At 37.1% G+C, this 18955-nt stretch carries 21 protein-coding genes; all 21 read left to right on the top strand.

Annotation, left to right across the window (positions count from 1 at the left end; all coding sequences use genetic code 11):
- The first annotated feature begins 160 nt into the window (after positions 1-160).
- The 21 genes from fdaB to atpA all read left to right on the top strand — a co-directional run bounded on the left by fdaB (position 161) and on the right by atpA (position 18955).
- The gene (fdaB, locus tag CD118_RS10510; RefSeq protein WP_050330366.1) at positions 161-1033 is read left to right on the top strand and encodes a class IIb fructose-bisphosphate aldolase FdaB; all 873 of its coding nucleotides are present in this window, start codon (positions 161-163) and stop codon (positions 1031-1033) included.
- Between the two features lie 334 nt (positions 1034-1367).
- Positions 1368-2633, top strand: a complete 1266-nt coding sequence (locus CD118_RS10505) for a UDP-N-acetylglucosamine 1-carboxyvinyltransferase (RefSeq protein ID WP_050330368.1) — start codon at positions 1368-1370, stop codon at positions 2631-2633.
- A 47-nt stretch (positions 2634-2680) separates the two neighbouring features.
- Positions 2681-3010: a winged helix-turn-helix transcriptional regulator gene (locus tag CD118_RS10500; RefSeq protein WP_050330370.1), complete on the top strand. Its 330-nt coding sequence runs from the start codon at positions 2681-2683 to the stop codon at positions 3008-3010.
- A 141-nt stretch (positions 3011-3151) separates the two neighbouring features.
- Positions 3152-4585, top strand: coding sequence for an aldehyde dehydrogenase family protein (locus CD118_RS10495; RefSeq protein ID WP_060829584.1), 1434 nt, complete (start codon positions 3152-3154; stop codon positions 4583-4585).
- Positions 4586-4808: 223 nt separating this feature from the next.
- The gene (rho, locus tag CD118_RS10490) at positions 4809-6122 is read left to right on the top strand and encodes a transcription termination factor Rho (RefSeq protein ID WP_103356676.1); all 1314 of its coding nucleotides are present in this window, start codon (positions 4809-4811) and stop codon (positions 6120-6122) included.
- A 121-nt stretch (positions 6123-6243) separates the two neighbouring features.
- Positions 6244-6498 carry a type B 50S ribosomal protein L31 gene (locus CD118_RS10485; RefSeq protein ID WP_016426439.1) on the top strand — a complete coding sequence of 85 codons (255 nt, stop codon included), beginning with the start codon at positions 6244-6246 and terminating at the stop codon, positions 6496-6498.
- 328 nt (positions 6499-6826) lie between these two features.
- On the top strand, positions 6827-7429 hold the full coding sequence (locus CD118_RS10480; RefSeq protein WP_050345350.1) for a thymidine kinase: 603 nt from the start codon (positions 6827-6829) through the stop codon (positions 7427-7429).
- Positions 7429-8505 (top strand): peptide chain release factor 1, encoded by a 1077-nt coding sequence (gene prfA, locus CD118_RS10475; protein ID WP_050330376.1) that lies wholly within the window; start codon positions 7429-7431, stop codon positions 8503-8505. Before CD118_RS10480 ends, prfA begins: the two co-directional genes overlap by 1 nt.
- Positions 8495-9337 carry a peptide chain release factor N(5)-glutamine methyltransferase gene (gene prmC, locus CD118_RS10470; protein WP_050345352.1) on the top strand — a complete coding sequence of 281 codons (843 nt, stop codon included), beginning with the start codon at positions 8495-8497 and terminating at the stop codon, positions 9335-9337. Before prfA ends, prmC begins: the two co-directional genes overlap by 11 nt.
- A 125-nt stretch (positions 9338-9462) precedes the next feature.
- Positions 9463-10512: an L-threonylcarbamoyladenylate synthase gene (locus CD118_RS10465; RefSeq protein WP_050330378.1), complete on the top strand. Its 1050-nt coding sequence runs from the start codon at positions 9463-9465 to the stop codon at positions 10510-10512.
- Positions 10509-10934, top strand: coding sequence for a low molecular weight protein arginine phosphatase (locus CD118_RS10460; RefSeq protein WP_060829587.1), 426 nt, complete (start codon positions 10509-10511; stop codon positions 10932-10934). Before CD118_RS10465 ends, CD118_RS10460 begins: the two co-directional genes overlap by 4 nt.
- 119 nt (positions 10935-11053) lie before the next feature.
- The gene (locus CD118_RS10455; protein WP_103356675.1) at positions 11054-11581 is read left to right on the top strand and encodes a TIGR01440 family protein; all 528 of its coding nucleotides are present in this window, start codon (positions 11054-11056) and stop codon (positions 11579-11581) included.
- Positions 11582-11601: 20 nt separating this feature from the next.
- On the top strand, positions 11602-12840 hold the full coding sequence (locus CD118_RS10450) for a serine hydroxymethyltransferase (protein WP_060829588.1): 1239 nt from the start codon (positions 11602-11604) through the stop codon (positions 12838-12840).
- A gap of 33 nt (positions 12841-12873) precedes the next feature.
- A complete protein-coding gene (gene upp, locus CD118_RS10445) occupies positions 12874-13503 on the top strand; it encodes a uracil phosphoribosyltransferase (protein ID WP_016426447.1) in 630 nt (209 codons plus the stop codon).
- Between the two features lie 22 nt (positions 13504-13525).
- Positions 13526-14662: a non-hydrolyzing UDP-N-acetylglucosamine 2-epimerase gene (wecB, locus tag CD118_RS10440; protein WP_060829589.1), complete on the top strand. Its 1137-nt coding sequence runs from the start codon at positions 13526-13528 to the stop codon at positions 14660-14662.
- 163 nt (positions 14663-14825) lie between these two features.
- A complete protein-coding gene (locus CD118_RS10435; protein WP_060829590.1) occupies positions 14826-15191 on the top strand; it encodes an ATP synthase subunit I in 366 nt (121 codons plus the stop codon).
- A gap of 23 nt (positions 15192-15214) precedes the next feature.
- On the top strand, positions 15215-15937 hold the full coding sequence (gene atpB, locus CD118_RS10430; RefSeq protein ID WP_016426450.1) for a F0F1 ATP synthase subunit A: 723 nt from the start codon (positions 15215-15217) through the stop codon (positions 15935-15937).
- A gap of 53 nt (positions 15938-15990) precedes the next feature.
- Positions 15991-16203, top strand: a complete 213-nt coding sequence (gene atpE / locus CD118_RS10425; RefSeq protein WP_014613343.1) for a F0F1 ATP synthase subunit C — start codon at positions 15991-15993, stop codon at positions 16201-16203.
- A 153-nt stretch (positions 16204-16356) separates the two neighbouring features.
- Positions 16357-16878 carry a F0F1 ATP synthase subunit B gene (locus CD118_RS10420; protein WP_103356679.1) on the top strand — a complete coding sequence of 174 codons (522 nt, stop codon included), beginning with the start codon at positions 16357-16359 and terminating at the stop codon, positions 16876-16878.
- Complete coding sequence (locus tag CD118_RS10415; protein ID WP_050330390.1) at positions 16878-17417, top strand: F0F1 ATP synthase subunit delta; 540 nt, start codon at positions 16878-16880, stop codon at positions 17415-17417. The genes CD118_RS10420 and CD118_RS10415 overlap by 1 nt, the downstream gene beginning before the upstream one ends.
- A 26-nt stretch (positions 17418-17443) precedes the next feature.
- Entirely contained in the window at positions 17444-18955 is a 1512-nt protein-coding gene (gene atpA / locus CD118_RS10410; protein WP_016426453.1) for a F0F1 ATP synthase subunit alpha, read from the top strand.

The following is an 18955-nucleotide window of genomic DNA, read 5'->3' as shown; positions in this document are numbered from 1 at the left end:
GGGAGGTACCTCAAATCAAGTGATGATAATGGATGCGTTTACATTTGAAATTACGATATTTTTCACAAATTTAACCTGATTTGACGATGCATTCAAGGTTGGGTTTTGCTATACTGTAGTTATAAATAAACGTGCGAATTGCACGCAAGGAGGAACTTTCATGCCTTTAGTTTCAATGAAAGAAATGTTAATCGATGCAAAAGAAAATGGTTATGCAGTTGGGCAATATAACCTTAACAACTTGGAATTTACACAAGCTATCTTACAAGCTTCACAAGAAGAAAATGCACCTGTTATTCTTGGTGTTTCAGAAGGTGCAGCAAGATATATGGGTGGTTTTTACACAGTTGTCAAAATGGTTGAGGGACTATTACATGACTACCAAATCACAATTCCAGTGGCTATTCACTTAGACCATGGTTCAAGTTTTGATAAATGTAAAGAAGCCATTGATGCTGGTTTTACTTCAGTTATGATTGATGCTTCTCATGAATCATATGAAGATAACGTAGCAATCACTTCTAAAGTAGTTGAATATGCACATGAACGTGGAGTTTCTGTTGAAGCTGAATTAGGTACTGTAGGTGGCCAAGAAGATGACGTTGTAGCTGATGGCGTGATTTATGCAGATCCGATCGAATGTCAAAACTTAGTAAAAGCGACTGGTATTGACGCATTAGCACCTGCATTAGGCTCAGTTCACGGACCTTACAAAGGTGAACCTAACCTAGGCTTTAAAGAAATGGAAGAAATTGGTGTATCTACTGGTTTACCGTTAGTTTTACATGGAGGTACGGGTATTCCTACACATGATATTAAAAAGGCGATTTCATTTGGAACAGCTAAAATTAATGTGAATACTGAAAACCAAATTGCTTCAGCGAAACGTGTTCGCGAAGTATTAGATCAAGATAAAGAAGTGTACGATCCACGTAAATACTTAGGACCTGCACGTGAAGCAATTAAAGAAACAGTTATTGGTAAAATTAGAGAATTTGGTACTTCAAACAAAGCAGAGAACATTAAAGGGTAATTCATTGTAAATGTCCTTTTATGAGTAGAATTAGAGTGACTATTTGAGGTAAGGCTGAGGCTGCCCCTCGAAATACGAAGTCGTACCATACGAAGTTTTATCATAAAATTGAAGCGCTAAGGTGATTTTCATGAAATATCATCTTAGCGCTATTTATTTGGGATTTATCCTCCAACCTCGTCTTTTTAGTTTGTATTTTATCAATTTTCTTTTCAGCGTTCGAAAAAAGGTAAAAAATTGATACTTCATTTTGCAAATTGAAAAAATTTACATTATAATGCTTTTGATGCAATTTTTATCGATAAATAGAGTAAGGGAAAAGGAGTTCAATGACATGGCACAAGAGGTAATTAAAATAAGAGGTGGTCAAACTTTAAAGGGGCGTGTAGATATTAATGGTGCAAAAAATAGCGCTGTAGCGATTATTCCTGCAACAATTATGGCGGAAGCACCTGTAACACTAGAAGGTTTGCCAAAAATCTCTGACGTAGAAACTTTAGTGAGTTTATTGGAAGATTTGAATATTAAAACAGAACTTAATGGTACAACGTTGTCAGTCGATCCTACTCAAATTCAAAATGCACCTTTGCCAAATAACAAAGTGGAATCTTTACGCGCTTCCTACTATATGATGGGCGCTTTGTTAGGACGCTTTAAAAAGTGTGTCATTGGCTTACCGGGTGGTTGTCCATTAGGGCCTAGACCTATCGATCAACATATTAAAGGTTTTAAAGCATTAGGTGCGACAATTGATGAGTCGAGCTTGACGTCTATGAAAATTGAAGCAGATCGTCTTGTAGGTGCTAATATATATCTAGATATTGTCAGTGTAGGCGCAACAATTAATATCATGCTCGCTGCTACACGTGCTGAAGGACAAACAATCATTGAAAATGCAGCAAAAGAACCAGAAGTCGTTGATGTGGCTAATTTCTTAAACAGTTTAGGTGCTAAAATTTCAGGCGCTGGTACAAGTACCATTAAAATTTTAGGCGTTCCGCATTTACATGGAAGTCGACATTCTATCATCCCTGATCGAATCGAAGCCGGTACATATATGTGTATTGCTGCTGCTTGTGGCGAAGAGGTCATGATTGATAATATCATTCCAAAACATATGGAGCCTTTAACTGTTAAGTTAAAAGAATTAGGTGTTAAAATAGAAACAGGAGATGATTATGTCATTGTAAAATCGTCTCAACCTTACCAAAGTGTCGACATTAAAACGCTGGTATACCCAGGGTTTGCCACTGATTTACAACAACCGATTACACCGCTTCTGTTTTTAGCGAACGGACCAAGTTTTGTAACGGAAACAATATACCCAGAACGTTTTAAACATGTAAAAGAATTACAAAAAATGAATGGATTGATAACAGCTGATCGAGGTACAGCAACGATAAAACCGTCGCAATTAACAGGTGCAGAAGTTTATGCTAGTGATTTACGTGCAGGCGCATGTCTTATTGTGGCCGGTTTATTTGCAAATGATGTAACAACGATTTATAATGTTACTCACATTTACCGCGGATATACAGATATTGTCAAAACACTTAAAAATTTAGGTGCCGATATTTGGACTGAGCAAATAGAAGCTTAACTGAGCGTGAAATGTTATCACAAATTCAAAGATTCGAGGTGATAGCTATGGAAGTATGTCCATATTTAGAAGAGACGTTTAAAATATTGGGGCGTAGTTGGAATGGATTAATTTTGCATTACCTATCTACCTGCGATGAGCATAAAGCACACTTTTCCGAAATGAAGCGAGATTTAAGCCCGATTACGAATAGGGCATTATCTTTGAAAATGGCAGAGTTGTGTCAAGCACAACTTATATATAAAGATGTGATTTCAGAAACACCACCATCAGTTTGTTATCATTTAACTGAAAAAGGTGCAGCACTGGCTCAAGCGTTAGAACCCCTTGAAACGTGGGCGCATGACTATATAGAACTGAATGAAAGTGCACAATAAAACAACTTAAATAATATAAAAGAATGAGACAAAATGGATGCAATTCTATAATGTCTTGTTCTTTTGTGTTTTTTAAGTATGTTTAAATAATGTAATTCGTGGAAATACAACAGATATGATAATGATAAGGAGTGTTTGTTCATGAGAGATCAAACGAAACAATATATAAACGGTGAATGGGTTGAAAGTCATAGTGGTGAAACTATAGATGTGATTAACCCAGCAACTGAAGAAGTGTTTGGACGTATTGCGAAAGGTGACAAAGAAGATGTTGATCGCGCTGTCCAAGCTGCACATGATGTATATTTATCATTCCGTCATACTTCAGTAAAAGAACGTCAAGAATTATTAGCACGTATCGTGGAAGAATATAAAAATAGAAAAGAAGATATAATTGAAGCCATTACTTTAGAATTGGGTTCACCAGTATCAAAATCTGATAAAGTGCACTATGAAGCAGGATTAAATCACTTCCAAGCTGCACATGATGCTTTAAATGATTTCCAATTTGAAGAACGCCGTGGCGATGATTTAGTTGTTAAAGAAGCCATTGGAGTTGCGGGACTAGTAACCCCTTGGAACTTCCCAACAAACCAAACATCACTTAAACTTGCTGCTGCATTTGCTGCGGGTAGCCCAGTGGTGTTAAAACCTTCTGAATTAACACCATTTGCTGCTATTATTTTAGCAGAAATTTTTGATAAAGCTGGCGTACCTAAAGGCGTATTCAACCTTGTTAACGGTGATGGAGAAGGTGTAGGAACTCCGTTGAGTCAGCACCCTGATGTACGTATGATGTCATTTACAGGTTCTGGTGGTACAGGTTCTAAAATTATGGAACAAGCAAGTAAAGACTTTAAAAAAGTTTCACTTGAACTTGGAGGTAAATCCCCCTATATTATTTTAGACGATGCAGATATTAAAGAAGCTGCACAAGCTGCTGTGAAAAAGGTCGTTAATAATACGGGTCAAGTATGTACTGCAGGTACACGTACAATTATACCTGAAAGCATAAAAGATCAATTTTTAGCACAAGTTAAAGAAGAAATTGCAAAAGTTAAAGTTGGCGACCCACAAAATGCTGACACTGAAGTGGGGCCAATTGTAAGTGAAAAACAATACAATCAAGTTCAAGACTATATTCAAAAAGGGATTGATGAAGGTGCCGAACTATTATATGGTGGCACTGGCAAACCTGAAGGATTAGATCAAGGTTATTTTGCAAAACCAACTATATTTGCAAATGTTGATAACAAAATGACAATTGCCCAAGAAGAAATTTTTGGTCCAGTTATGTCTGTAATCACTTATAAAGATTTAGACGATGCGATTAAAATTGCAAATGACACAAAATATGGCCTTGCAGGCTATGTTTTTGGTAAAGACAAAGATAAATTAAAACAAGTTGCACGTTCTATTGAAGCGGGTACTGTTGAAATTAATGAATCTGGACGTAAACCAAACCTACCATTTGGTGGCTATAAACAATCAGGTTTAGGTCGTGAATGGGGAGACTATGGTGTTGAAGAATTTTTAGAAGTTAAAGCGATTGCAGGTTATTATAAAGGCGAATAACCCACTTAAATGTAGTTTGTCACTGTTCTGCTGAAAACAGATCAAAGTGGCAAACTACTTTTTCTTATTAAGATAATCAGCGAAACCCTTTTGAATAGTCGAAAATTGAAATTTTGTATTAGGTTTTTGTTGATATTTTGTCATAATGAATAATATTTGATATAGTATTTCTTGATCGTATGCACATGCGGTTAAAGAATTTAATATGAAATGAGTGTTTAACATGTCAAGGGAAAGAACATCTCCACAATATGAATCTTTTCATGAATTATATAAGAATAATACAACGAAAGCCCTCACAGAAAAGGCGAAATCTCTTAAACTTGTTAACTATAGTAAATTAAACAAAAAAGAACTTGTACTTGCTATAATGGAAGCCCAAATGGAGCAAGATGGCAATTATTATATGGAAGGAATCCTTGACGATATACAGCAGGATGGCTATGGATTCTTAAGAACAGTCAACTTTTCGAAAGGCGAAAAGGATATCTATATATCTGCTAGTCAAATCAGGCGCTTCGAAATCAAGTTAGGCGATAAAGTAACAGGAAAAGTTCGAAAGCCAAAAGAAAATGAAAAATATTATGGATTACTTCAAGTAGACTTCGTTAATGACCACAATGCAGAAGAAGTCAAAAAACGTCCTCACTTCCAAGCACTTACACCTTTATACCCAGATGAACGAATTCGATTAGAAACTGAACCTCAAAATTATTCAACACGCGTGATGGATTTAATCACACCTATTGGTTTAGGTCAACGCGGCTTGATTGTTGCGCCACCTAAAGCCGGGAAAACCTCTTTACTTAAAGAAATTGCAAACGCGATTGTTAAAAATAAACCCAACGCTAAATTATTTATTTTACTCATAGGGGAACGTCCTGAAGAAGTGACAGATATAGAACGCTCTGTTGATGAAGCGGAAGTTGTTCATTCTACTTTTGATGAACACCCAAAACATCATGTCAAAGTAGCAGAACTTTTATTAGAACGTGCTAAACGTCTAGTAGAAATTGGAGAAGACGTTATTATATTAATGGATTCTATTACAAGATTAGCGCGTGCTTATAACCTTGTTGTGCCACCGAGCGGCAGAACTTTATCTGGCGGTCTAGATCCTGCTTCCTTACATGGTCCAAAAACATTTTTCGGTGCAGCGAGAAATATTGAAGCTGGGGGTAGCTTAACAATTTTAGCGACTGCACTGATTGATACAGGCTCACGCATGGATGATATGATTTACGAAGAATTTAAAGGAACAGGTAATATGGAATTGCACTTAGACAGAAAACTATCTGAGCGACGTATTTTTCCTGCGATTGATATTTCAAGAAGTTCTACTCGAAAAGAAGAATTATTACTCCCTAAAAGTGAATTAGATAGCTTATGGCAATTGAGAAATATGTTCTCAAGTGCACCTGACTTTACAGAGCGCTTTATTCGAAAATTGAAGCGGACAAAAACGAACGAAGATTTTTTTGAAGTGCTACAAAAAAGTGCAGCTGAAAGTACAAAAACGGGTAAGCCTATTATTTAAGTCGAATAATTAAAAAGTAGGGTTGCATTTTCGGGATACGCCATTTATAATGTTTAAGTATTGGGTAAAAACTCACAAATAACTCTGTTCCAGATGGTTCAGGGCAAAGGAGCTGAAAATTATGAAACAAGGCATTCATCCAGAATACCGTAAAGTCATCTTTTTAGATACAACAACTGATTACAAGTTTTTAAGCGGTTCTACTAAATTTTCAAATGAAACAATGAAATGGGAAGATGGAAATGAATACCCAGTTATTCGTTTAGATATTTCTTCTGATTCACATCCTTTCTACACAGGACGCCAAAAGTTTGCTGCTGCAGACGGTCGTGTGGAACGTTTCAACAAAAAATTTGGTCTCAAATCAAACAACTAATGCAATATTCAAGCATTCTCTTAGACGAGAATGCTTTTTTATTCGTTAAGGTTTCTTTGTGACACCATTTTGATACATAATGATGAGCATGTGCGAACAATTGTAGCAGTGATACATAAAAATTTTTAAAGTTCGATTAATAGGGGATGAAAAGGTCACCTATTATATTTTTAGGTTTTTAATTTATAAATACATAGCTGTAGCACTTATGGTTTAACTTGTTCAGTCACTTAAATTTAAGTACAGAATCGATTACAATTTAAGCAAACGGATATTTCATTTTATGATATAATGAAGTGATTTTGTTTTGGAAAAGGTGGAAAAAACGATGTATGAAGCGTACCATTCAGGTTGGATAGAATGTATTACCGGAAGTATGTTTAGTGGTAAGTCGGAAGAACTGATAAGACGATTACGCAGAGGTGTTTACGCCAAGCAAAAAGTTATCGTTTTTAAACCGGCCATTGACGACCGCTATCATAAAGAAAAAGTGGTATCACATAATGGTAATGAGATAGAGGCGATTAATATTTCTAAAGCAAATGAAATATGGCATTATAATTTAAAAGATGTAGACATCATCGGTATTGATGAAATTCAATTTTTTGATCAAGAAATTGTAGAGATTGCAGAAAAACTTGCAGAAAAAGGTTATAGAGTAATTACAGCAGGACTTGATATGGATTTTAGAGGTGAGCCATTTCATCCTGTTCCTGAAATGCTTGCTGTAAGTGAACATATTACAAAATTACAAGCAGTATGTGCCGTATGTGGCGCTTCATCAAGTCGGACACAGCGATTAATTGATGGTAAGCCTGCAAAAGTGGACGATCCGATTATTTTGGTTGGCGCAGACGAACGTTACGAACCGCGTTGTCGTGCGCATCATGTTGTATTACCGAGCGAAGATACTGAGGAGGGACAAGAATAATGTTTGATCAATTAGATATCGTTGAAGAACGTTATGAGCAACTGAACGAATTGCTAAGTGACCCAGAAGTGGTCAGCGATTCAGATTTATTGCGCAAATATTCAAAGGAACAATCAGAACTACATAAAACTGTGGAAGTCTACCGTCATTACAAACAAGTGAAGGAAGATATTCAAGAAATTGAATTGATGCTTTCAGAAACAGACGATAGTGATGAAGTGGCAATGTTAAAAGAAGAAGCTGCAGACTTAAAAGCAGAAGTCCCAGAACTTGAAGAAAAACTCAAATTTTTATTAATTCCGAAAGATCCTAATGACGAGAAAGATGTTATTGTCGAAGTACGTGCGGCGGCTGGTGGCGATGAAGCAGCCATCTTTGCAGGTGACTTATTCCGGATGTACTCTAAATTTGCTGAAGCGCACAATTTTAAAACAGAAATTGTGGAAGCAACTGAAAGTGATCACGGTGGATACAAAGAGATAAGTTTTTCCGTTTCTGGTGATGGCGCCTACAGTAAATTGAAATACGAAAATGGTGCGCACCGTGTTCAACGTGTTCCTGAAACAGAATCAGGCGGACGAATTCATACATCAACAGCAACCGTTGCTGTACTGCCAGAAGTTGAAGATGTAGAAATAGAAATACGCAATGAAGATTTGAAAATCGATACGTATCGTTCAAGTGGTGCAGGTGGACAACACGTCAATACTACTGACTCAGCCGTACGTATTACACACTTACCAACGGGTGTAATTGCGACATCTTCTGAAAAATCACAAATTCAAAACCGTGAAAAAGCTATGAAAGTTTTAAAAGCACGTCTCTATGATATGAAAGTTCAAGAGGAACAGCAGAAATACGCAGCGCAAAGAAAGTCAGCTGTTGGGACAGGGGACCGTTCTGAGCGTATTCGAACATATAATTATCCTCAAAGCCGTGTGACAGACCATCGAATTGGTTTAACGTTACAAAAGTTAGATCAAATCATGGAAGGGAAATTAGACGAAGTTGTCGATGCATTAACAATGCATGAACAAACAGAAAAGTTGAAAGAGCTTAATTCTGGTGAACTATAATCAGTGGATAAAAAACGCTAAACAGAAAATGTCAGCACAAGGCTATGAAGAAAATGCTGTCGAATGGCTCGTGATGGACATGTGTCAATGGTCTCGGACTCAAATGATTTTGAATGAGAAAGACGTTTTATCGCAAGATAGATTGAAGCAACTTGAGCAAGGTTTGTCATTATTATTAAAAGGAATGCCTGTTCAATATGTTGTGGAACAAGCGCATTTTTATGGACGTATTTTTAAAGTCAATCCTAATGTATTAATTCCAAGACCTGAAACAGAAGAAGTAGTGCATTACTTTTTGAATCAAATTAGACCGACCATGACGGTTGCCGATGTGGGTGTAGGTAGTGGTATTATTGCAGTGACTTTAAAAGCAGAAATAAATGATTTAACTGTCTATGGTAGTGATATTTCCAAGTCTGCCTTATCTGTTGCTCAAAACAATGCGAAAAAGCATAACTGTGAGATTCATTTTATGGAAGGCGATGCACTTAAACCGTACATTGAACAAGGTATTCAATTGGAAGGTTTAATTTCAAATCCACCTTATATTAGTAAAGAAGAAGTGAATGTGATGGGAAAAGATGTACTAGAATTTGAACCTCATTTAGCACTTTTTGCTGAGGAACAAGGCTATCAAGTTTATAAAGCACTGATTCGCGATTTACCTGCTGTCATGTGTGACGGTGCACCTGTTGTGTTTGAAATCGGATATCAACAAGGGGAATTTCTAACCCAACTGATGCAAACGTGGTTTCCTCACATTAAAACGCAAGTGATTGACGACATTAACGGTCAACCACGTATCTTTACATTTAACTGGCATAAGATTTAAAATTTTATATTTCATCTAAATAAAAGGGGTGAGGCATAGAAATCCATCATCGAGGTATGGATTTCAGTCTCACACCTTTTTTAATTTGTAGTAAAATATGAGGAAAGGAGAGGTGGCTTTCAATGATGGAAACCAAAATATGGGATGTCCGTAACTATACAACGTGTTTAAACACATATCCCGAGTTAGATGCAATTATTGAGACTTATCGACGAGGAGGGCTTGTCGTTTTACCAACTGAAACTGTTTATGGTTTAGGCGGAAATGCAAGAGACGATGAAGCTGTTCGTAAAATATATGAAGCAAAGGGGCGCCCATCTGATAATCCATTAATCGTGCATATCTATGACACGGATCAACTTGATGATTTTGTATCGTCTATATCTGATGCTACAAAAAGGTTAATGGAAGCGTTTTGGCCAGGTCCTATTACTTTTATTTTGCCTTTGAAAAAAGGTTATTTATGTGAACGTGTGACAGGAGGCTTGGATTCTGTAGCTGTTCGCATGCCGAGTCATCCAGTAGCAAGGGCGCTGTTGGAAGCTGTTGACTTACCTATCGCTGCACCAAGTGCAAACCTTAGTGGTCGTCCGTCACCGACAACGTTTGAACATGCATATGAAGACTTAAATCACCGGGTTGATGGTATCATTCAATCCACTCAGAGTGACGCCGGATTAGAAAGTACGGTATTAGATTGTACTTCTTTTCCATTTCGTATTGCGCGTCCTGGAACGATTACGAGAAGCATGTTGAATGAAGTCATGCCTTTAGCGATTGATGAGCATCAAATAACAGCTACAGAGAAACCAATTGCGCCGGGGATGAAATACAAGCATTACGCGCCGAATACACCGCTGAAGATTATCCAGCAAATTAATGCACCGATTAGAAAAGAAGCGCACGAAGATTGGTCTAAAATTGCTTTTATAGTACCTAAAAATAAAATTCCTTTTTTACCAAAAGAATCAAAAGTTTTAATCATAAGTGAAGATGAAAATGATATAAAAGGTGCGAACCACCACCTTTATAGTATTTTACATCAATTGGATCAAATGCCATCCATTGAACTTGCTTATATTTTTGGTTATGAAGATAATTTTGAAACGGAAGCATTAAGAAATCGTATGTTAAAAGCAGCAAATCAACAAGTGATAAAGGATGAAACACTATGAAAATTGTTTTTGTTTGTACAGGTAATACTTGCAGAAGTCCAATGGCAGAGGGAATCGCTAAAAAGCTAATGCCAGAAGTAGAGGTTGTTTCTAGAGGATTGATGGCGCAACAAGGTGATCCGATAGCTCAGCATAGTCAACAACTCATAGAACGTCACGGATTTGATGTTCATGGTGAAGCAGAGCGCTTTACCGACGAAGATACAAAAGCAGATTTAATTTTAACGATGACACCAGAACATGAAAGCATCATTCGCTCAATGTATGGGAGTCACGTTAACGTGGCGACTTTGAGTGAATATGTAGGAGAAAATCAAGCCGTTGATGATCCTTTTAGTTCAGGCTATGAAACTTATGAAAAAACCTTTGATCAACTTTGGGATCTCATACAAAAGTTAAAAGATAAATTAATGGCAGAATAATTAAGTAATCAGTATAAGTTGAAGAAAAAATAAGTTATAATAAGGGGCGTATAGCATGTTTTTACAGTTCTTTAATTATTGTTTTTTCGCTCATACGTATACTTTAAGGGGGTTACAATATGAAGGCATTAAATCAATTATTAGAAGAACTTCAGGCCCAATCGTTTTTTAAAAAAGGTGAAGTTTGTGTCATCGGTTGTTCAACATCAGAGGTCCAAGGTGATCGGATTGGGACGACAGGTTCTTTAGAAGTTGCTGAGACCATTTTTAATTCTCTTGTTAAAGTTCAGCAAGAAACAGGTGTCGCTTTTGCATTTCAGGGTTGTGAACACATTAATCGTGCAATCACAATTGAAAAAAAGGACTTTGATCCTTACCTGATGACTGAAGTTTCTGTCGTACCGGACACGCATGCAGGGGGCTCGTTGTCCACATATGCTTATCGTCATATGGATGAACCGATTGTCGTTGAATATATTAAAGCAGATTCAGGCATTGATATTGGTCAAACTTTAATCGGAATGCATCTTAAACACGTGGCAGTCCCTGTTCGTACATCAGTGAAGCAAATTGGTGAAGCTATCGTGACCGTGGCTAAAACAAGACCCAAAAAAATCGGAGGCGAACGTGCTAAATATCAACTATAAAAGAAAAGAGGGAATTGTCTATGTCATTTATTGCAAAACAAGATAAGTCTGTATTTGAGATTATTCAAAAAGAGTTTAATCGTCAAAACAGTAATATTGAATTAATTGCATCAGAAAACTTTGTATCTGAAGCAGTAATGGAAGCTCAAGGTTCAGTCATGACGAACAAATATGCTGAGGGGTATCCTGGACGTCGTTATTATGGTGGCTGTGTTTTTGTTGACCAAACTGAACAACTTGCTATTGATAGAGCGAAAGCGCTTTTCAATGCTGAACATGTTAACGTACAACCGCATTCAGGTTCACAAGCGAACATGGCAGTCTATCTTGTCGCACTAGAGCACGGAGATACAGTGCTAGGTATGAATTTAAGTCATGGTGGACATTTAACACATGGCGCACCTGTTAATTTTAGTGGTAAATTTTACAATTTCGTAGAGTACGGTGTCACTAAAGATGAAGAACATATCGATTATGAAGAAGTGCGCAAATTGGCAAAAGAACATCGACCTAAGCTGATTGTAGCAGGTGCTTCAGCATATTCACGTGCAATTGATTTCAAAAAGTTTAAAGAAATTGCCGATGAAGTCGGTGCCAAACTAATGGTAGATATGGCGCATATCGCAGGACTTGTAGCTGCTGGCTTACACCAAAACCCTGTTGAATATGCAGACTTCGTTACGACAACAACACATAAAACATTACGCGGCCCTCGTGGTGGTATGATTTTATGTAAAGAAGAATATAAAAAAGATATTGATAAGACAATTTTCCCTGGTATCCAAGGTGGACCATTAGAGCACGTTATTGCAGGTAAAGCTGTCGCATTTGGTGAAGCGTTACAACCAGAATTTAAAACGTACCAAAAACAAGTCATTAAAAATGCACAAACACTTGCAAAAACATTACAAGATAACGGCTTTAGAATTGTATCTGGTGGCACTGACAACCATTTAATCTCTGTAGACGTTAAAGGTTCAGTTGGTATCACAGGCAAAGTCGCAGAAGAAGCACTTGATGAAATCGGTATTACTTGTAATAAAAACACAATTCCGTTTGATCAAGAAAAACCATTTGTTACTAGCGGTATCCGCTTAGGTACACCAGCAGCAACAACACGTGGTTTTGATGAAAAAGCATTTGAAGAAGTTGGACATATTATTAGTGATGTACTTAAAAAACACGAAGATCAAAAAGTTTTAGAAGAAGCAAAAAAACGCGTAAAAACTTTGACAGAGCAATTCCCTTTATATCAATAAACAGATTAATTTATAACAAACGGAGGCAATAAAATGGGTAAAGTACATGTTTTTGATCACCCTTTAATTCAACATAAACTGAGCTATATCCGCGATGTGAATACAGGTACCAAAGCATTTCGAGAATTAGTTGATGAAGTTGGTATGCTGATGGCATATGAGGTAACACGAGATTTGGAACTTCAAGAAGTTGAAATCGAAACGCCTGTAACTACTGCAGTTGCTAAGCGTTTATCAGGAAAAAAACTTGCATTTGTTCCAATTTTGCGCGCAGGATTAGGTATGACGACTGGTATTTTAAATTTAGTGCCAGCTGCTCGTATTGGGCACGTGGGACTTTATAGAGATCCTGAAACACTCAAAGCTGTCGAATACTTTGTGAAATTGCCACAGGATATTGAAGAGCGAGAAATTATCGTTGTTGACCCAATGCTTGCAACAGGTGCTTCAGCAATCGAAGCAATTAATTCATTGAAAAAGCGTGGTGCAAAGCACATTCGTTTCATGTGTCTTATTGCTGCCCCTGAAGGCGTTGAAAAACTCCAAGCAGCACATGAAGATGTGGATATCTTTATTGCCGCACTCGATGAAAAATTAGATGAAAATGCATATATCATTCCAGGTCTCGGTGATGCAGGAGACCGCCTATTCGGTACAAAATAATTCATAATAAGGAGCTTTTGTAATGAAAAGGATTATGACGATTTTTGGTACTAGGCCAGAAGCCATCAAAATGGCACCTCTTGTTTTGCAGCTTAAAAAAGATGAACAACTCGAACCGATAGTCGTTGTCACAGCCCAACATCGTGAAATGCTAGATTCTGTGTTGGATACTTTCGGCATCGAACCAGATTACGATTTAAATGTCATGAAGCAAGGGCAAACATTATCAGAAGTGACGTCACGTGTACTTACAGGTTTAGAAAGTGTCATTAAGCAAGCCAAACCGGATATGATTTTGGTTCATGGTGATACGACGACAACGTTTGCGGGCAGTCTCGCTGCTTTTTATAACGAAATCAGTATTGGCCATGTTGAAGCGGGATTACGAACTTGGAATAAGTACTCTCCATTTCCTGAAGAGATGAATCGTCAAATGACAGGCGTCATGGCAGATATTCATTTTGCACCTACTGAACAAGCAGCGCAAAATCTTTTGAATGAAAAGAAAGATCCCAATAAAGTTGTTGTTACTGGGAATACGGCAATTGATGCTATGCATACAACAGTTGACGAACAATATCATTCTGAAATCATTCAACGGCACCAAGGTAAACGCATCATACTGCTAACAGCACATCGTCGAGAAAACATAGGGACACCTATGGAAAATATCTTTAAGGCAGTTAGACGAATCGTGGAAGAAGTAGAAGATGCAGTTATCGTCTATCCAATGCATAAAAACCCAAAAGTTCGTGAAATCGCTTATCGACATTTAAATGATCACGAGCGTATTGAATTAATTGAGCCGCTTGAAGTGGTAGATTTTCATAATTTCGCGCATCAAGCACATTTTATTTTAACGGATTCCGGTGGTGTTCAAGAGGAAGCACCGTCATTAGGAAAACCTGTACTCGTTTTAAGAGATACGACTGAACGACCTGAAGGGGTTGAAGCGGGGACACTTAAACTTGTAGGTACCGAAGAAAATGATGTGTATGAAGCAACAAGAGCATTATTAACAGATGAATCACTTTATCAAGCAATGAGTATCGCTCAAAATCCATATGGTGACGGTCAAGCCTCAAAACGTATTTGTGAGAACATTAAATATATGTATGGCTTGATCGAAGAAAAACCAGAAGGCTTTAAAGTGAAGTAATCAAATATGGGGGTCAAATGTGTCAAAATTGTGACAATTTAGAGTACAAAATCGAAGCCTTTTCACTGTGCAATTGACACGCTTTTCCCCCTATATTATCATGAAAGTTGTATGTGTGGAACGGTTTTCAAAATTGTGTCTTTAGGCAGAAATGAGGCTCAATATGAATCGTTTTTCTAAAATGTTTCAGCCGTTTTTAACATATTACTCTACGATTTTAGTAGGGCTTCTAATCCTATATGTTTTCAAGATCCAACCACCAATTGTACTTGGGCTCATCGTAGGAATAATTGCATCCTTTGCGAATACATGTATTTTTGAATACTATTTAGAGCGATCAAAGAAAACCAATGTTGGTCACATTTCAACTGGAAGTGGTTGGCGATTTTTAATCGCAATTTTAGCATGTACTGGATGGGTATTCTTTCAAGCACAAATACATATTCTTGGCGTCTTGATAGGGTTGATGGTTTCATATGTGTTAATGGTTTTTCGTCCTTTTATTAAGAGCGAAAAAGACGAATTATAATTTGAAAAGAGGTGAAATCAAGAATGGATCATAAACAACCCGTGGTGACATGGAATTTTCTCGGAGTGGACATTAATTTCAACTTATCTACAATTATGATGTTGATTATTACAGCAGTCATAGTGTTTATTATTGCAGTCTTATGTACACGCAATCTCCAGAAGAGACCTAAAGGTGCACAAAACTTCATTGAATGGGTTTTTGATTTTGTTCGAGGAATTATCGAAAGTAATATGGCTTGGTCGAAAGGTGGACAATTTCACTTCTTAGCAGTCACTTTAATACTATTTATTTTTGTGGCGAACATGCTAGGGCTTCCATTGCAGTTTATAAATAACCATTATTTATGGTGGAAGTCACCTACAGCAGATCCGCATGTCACTTTAACACTCGCAACGATGATGGTTCTGTTAACGCATTACTATGGTGTTAAAATGCGTGGTACAAAAAACTATCTAAAAGGTTATGGTCAACCATACCTTGCATTGTTGCCAATCAATGTTTTCGAAGAGTTTGCATCAACACTAACACTCGGTCTTCGTTTATACGGTAACATATATGCGGGTGAAATATTATTAGGTTTGCTTGCAAAAGCGACGACAGGAGTTGCTTTTGGCTTCTTAATAGGTATTCCTGGTTTAATTGTTTGGCAAGGTTTCTCAATCTTTGTAGGCTCAATCCAAGCCTATATCTTTTTAATGTTAGCAATGGTTTATATGTCACACAAAGTGCTTGACGACCATTAAAATAAAATTAATTTAAATTTAAATTTAAAAACACTTTTAGGAGGATTTATATAATGAATTTAATCGCAGCAGCAATCGCAATTGGTTTATCAGCATTAGGTGCAGGTATCGGTAACGGTTTAATCGTTTCTAGAACAGTCGAAGGTGTAGCACGTCAACCAGAAGCACGTACACAATTAATGTCAATCATGTTCATTGGTATTGGTTTAGTTGAGGCACTTCCTATCATCGGGGTTGTTATTACATTCATCGTTTTATTCATTTAATAACAGCGCAAATTAGACGCACGACATTTTCAAAACATGTGTGTTGCCCTACAATACATGCGTAACATGTGTCATAGGCGAGGTCTAGTATTGATTAGACTTTCGCCGTTCGTTTTTATTGTTTAATAGATGAAATGGTTGAAAGGAGTGTACATCATAGTGACTGCTAATTTATTTACCTTTGCAGCTGCAACTGGCGTAAATATTGGTGATATTATCGTTACAGTGGTAACGTTTATTATCTTGCTTGCGCTATTGAAAAAGTTTGCTTGGGGACCACTTAAAAAAGTCATGGACGATCGTGAGCGTTCGATTAATCAAGATATTGATGATGCAGAACGTGCAAAAATGAATGCTCAACGTTTAGAAGAAGAAAATAGACAAAAATTAAAAGAAACACAAGACGAAGTGCATAAAATTCTTGAAGATGCTAAAGTTCAAGCTCAACGTCAGCAAGAAGAGATTATTCACGAGGCTAACCAACGTGCTAACGGTATGATTGAAACAGCCCAAAGTGAAATTAAGAGTGAAAAAGAACGTGCATTGGCAGAAATTAACAATCAAGTTTCTGAACTTTCAGTACTGATTGCATCGAAAGTATTGCGTAAAGAAATCTCTGAACAAGATCAAAAAGCTTTAATAGAGAAGTATGTTAAAGAGGTAGGGGATAAGTAATGGCTGACGTTGCTCAAAAATATGCCCAAGCACTTTTTGATGTTGCGATCGATCAAAATGTGTTAACAGAAGTTTACGATGAATTTACGGAAATTAATACGGCGATCCAAAGTCAAATTGATTATTTAAAAGGTATCGATTACGAGCCTAAAATTACAATTGCAGATCGATATCATATCGTAGAGAACGTGTTTAAAGGTGTACATCCATACTTATTGAATACATTAAAAATCATTGGATCACACCGAAACTTACATTTGCTTATTGCAATATTTAAAGCATTTGAAGCGCAGTATTATAACTTCCATGGTTTAGCAGATGCATATGTGGAATCAGCAACATCTTTAACAGATGATGAATTGATGCAAGTTAAAAATGCATTGTTAAATCGTACAGGACTTAAAGATTTAATCATTCATGCTGATATCAATGAATCCCTCATTGGTGGCGTGCGCGTTAAAATTGGGACTAAGGTCTACGATGGCAGTGTACAAAATGATTTAAATCAACTTATTAAAAAGTTTAACAGAGCACATTAATTAGATTAAATGGAGGAGTGACATAGATGGCCATAAAAGCTGAAGAAATTAGTGCATTACTTCGCTCACAAATTGAAAACTATGAGTCAGAAATGTCTGTAACAGATGTAGGTACAGTTATTCAAATTGGTGACGGTATTGCATTAGTTCACGGATTAAACGACGTTATGGCTGGTGAATTATTAGAATTCCATAACGGCGTACTTGGACTGGCACAAAACTTAGAAGAAACAAACGTGGGTGTCGTAATTTTAGGTCCTTATGATGAAATTAAAGAAGGCGACGAAGTAAAACGTACTGGACGAATTATGGAGGTTCCAGTAGGTGAAGAATTAATCGGTCGTGTCGTAAACTCATTAGGACAACCTATCGACGGACAAGGTCCAATAAATTCGACAAAAACACGCCCTATCGAGAAAAAAGCAACAGGTGTTATGGCACGTAAATCTGTTGACGAACCATTACAAACAGGTATCAAAGCAATTGATGCGCTTGTTCCAATTGGTCGTGGTCAACGTGAATTGATTATTGGTGACCGTCAAACTGGTAAAACTACAGTTGCCATTGATACGATTTTGAACCAAAAAGATCAAGACATGATTTGTGTCTATGTTGCGATTGGTCAAAAAGAATCAACAGTACGTGCAGCCGTTGAAAAATTACGTCAAGCTGGAGCTTTAGATTACACAATTGTTGTTTCTGCTTCTGCAGCTCAACCAGCTCCAATGTTATACATCGCACCGTATGCAGGTGTATCTATGGCTGAAGAATTCATGTTTAACGGTAAACATGTTTTAATCGTATATGATGATTTAACAAAACAAGCAGCTGCATACCGTGAGTTATCATTATTATTACGTCGTCCACCAGGTCGTGAAGCTTATCCAGGTGATGTGTTCTACTTACACAGTCGTTTATTAGAACGTGCGGCGAAATTAAATGATGATTTAGGTGGCGGTTCAATCACTGCCTTACCATTCGTTGAAACACAAGCAGGTGACATTTCTGCTTATGTCCCAACAAACGTTATTTCGATCACAGATGGTCAAATTTTCTTACAATCAGACTTGTTCTTCTCAGGTATTCGACCAGCGATTAATGCAGGTCTTTCAGTATCACGTGTAGGGGGTTCTGCACAAATTAAAGCAATGAAAAAAGTTGCTGGTACATTACGTTTAGACTTGGCTTCTTATCGTGAATTAGAGTCATTCGCTCAGTTTGGATCTGACCTTGATGAAGCAACAGCCCGTAAATTAGAGCGTGGTAAGCGTACAGTTGAAGTACTTAAACAAGATCAAAACAAGCCATTACCAGTTGAACATCAAGTGTTAATCATTTACGCATTAACACGTGGCTATTTAGACGATATTCCAGTTGTTGATATTACACGCTTTGAAAGTGAAATAATTGAATGGACAAAATCAAATGCTAATGATATCTTCACTGAAATTCGTGAAACTGGCGGATTGCCTGCAGATGATAAATTTGAAGCAGCAATTACGGAATTCAAAAAAGGATTCAAAGTTTCAGAAGAATAA

Source organism: Staphylococcus coagulans (genome assembly GCF_002901995.1).
Taxonomy (GTDB): Bacteria; Bacillota; Bacilli; order Staphylococcales; family Staphylococcaceae; genus Staphylococcus; species Staphylococcus coagulans.
The sequence above is the reverse complement of the archived record's forward strand: the minus strand, read 5'-3'. Positions and strand labels throughout refer to the sequence as shown.

Excerpts from the sequence above, each read along its gene's own strand:
- fdaB (WP_050330366.1), top strand. The coding sequence starts at position 161 with ATGCCTTTAGTTTCAATGAAAGAAATGTTAATCGATGCAAAAGAAAAT.
- CD118_RS10505 (WP_050330368.1), top strand. The coding sequence starts at position 1,368 with ATGGCACAAGAGGTAATTAAAATAAGAGGTGGTCAAACTTTAAAGGGG.
- CD118_RS10500 (WP_050330370.1), top strand. The coding sequence starts at position 2,681 with ATGGAAGTATGTCCATATTTAGAAGAGACGTTTAAAATATTGGGGCGT.
- CD118_RS10495 (WP_060829584.1), top strand. The coding sequence starts at position 3,152 with ATGAGAGATCAAACGAAACAATATATAAACGGTGAATGGGTTGAAAGT.
- rho (WP_103356676.1), top strand. The coding sequence starts at position 4,809 with ATGTCAAGGGAAAGAACATCTCCACAATATGAATCTTTTCATGAATTA.
- CD118_RS10485 (WP_016426439.1), top strand. The coding sequence starts at position 6,244 with ATGAAACAAGGCATTCATCCAGAATACCGTAAAGTCATCTTTTTAGAT.
- CD118_RS10480 (WP_050345350.1), top strand. The coding sequence starts at position 6,827 with ATGTATGAAGCGTACCATTCAGGTTGGATAGAATGTATTACCGGAAGT.
- prfA (WP_050330376.1), top strand. The coding sequence starts at position 7,429 with ATGTTTGATCAATTAGATATCGTTGAAGAACGTTATGAGCAACTGAAC.
- CD118_RS10465 (WP_050330378.1), top strand. The coding sequence starts at position 9,463 with ATGGAAACCAAAATATGGGATGTCCGTAACTATACAACGTGTTTAAAC.
- CD118_RS10460 (WP_060829587.1), top strand. The coding sequence starts at position 10,509 with ATGAAAATTGTTTTTGTTTGTACAGGTAATACTTGCAGAAGTCCAATG.
- CD118_RS10455 (WP_103356675.1), top strand. The coding sequence starts at position 11,054 with ATGAAGGCATTAAATCAATTATTAGAAGAACTTCAGGCCCAATCGTTT.
- CD118_RS10450 (WP_060829588.1), top strand. The coding sequence starts at position 11,602 with ATGTCATTTATTGCAAAACAAGATAAGTCTGTATTTGAGATTATTCAA.
- upp (WP_016426447.1), top strand. The coding sequence starts at position 12,874 with ATGGGTAAAGTACATGTTTTTGATCACCCTTTAATTCAACATAAACTG.
- wecB (WP_060829589.1), top strand. The coding sequence starts at position 13,526 with ATGAAAAGGATTATGACGATTTTTGGTACTAGGCCAGAAGCCATCAAA.
- CD118_RS10435 (WP_060829590.1), top strand. The coding sequence starts at position 14,826 with ATGAATCGTTTTTCTAAAATGTTTCAGCCGTTTTTAACATATTACTCT.
- atpB (WP_016426450.1), top strand. The coding sequence starts at position 15,215 with ATGGATCATAAACAACCCGTGGTGACATGGAATTTTCTCGGAGTGGAC.
- atpE (WP_014613343.1), top strand. The coding sequence starts at position 15,991 with ATGAATTTAATCGCAGCAGCAATCGCAATTGGTTTATCAGCATTAGGT.
- CD118_RS10415 (WP_050330390.1), top strand. The coding sequence starts at position 16,878 with ATGGCTGACGTTGCTCAAAAATATGCCCAAGCACTTTTTGATGTTGCG.
- atpA (WP_016426453.1), top strand. The coding sequence starts at position 17,444 with ATGGCCATAAAAGCTGAAGAAATTAGTGCATTACTTCGCTCACAAATT.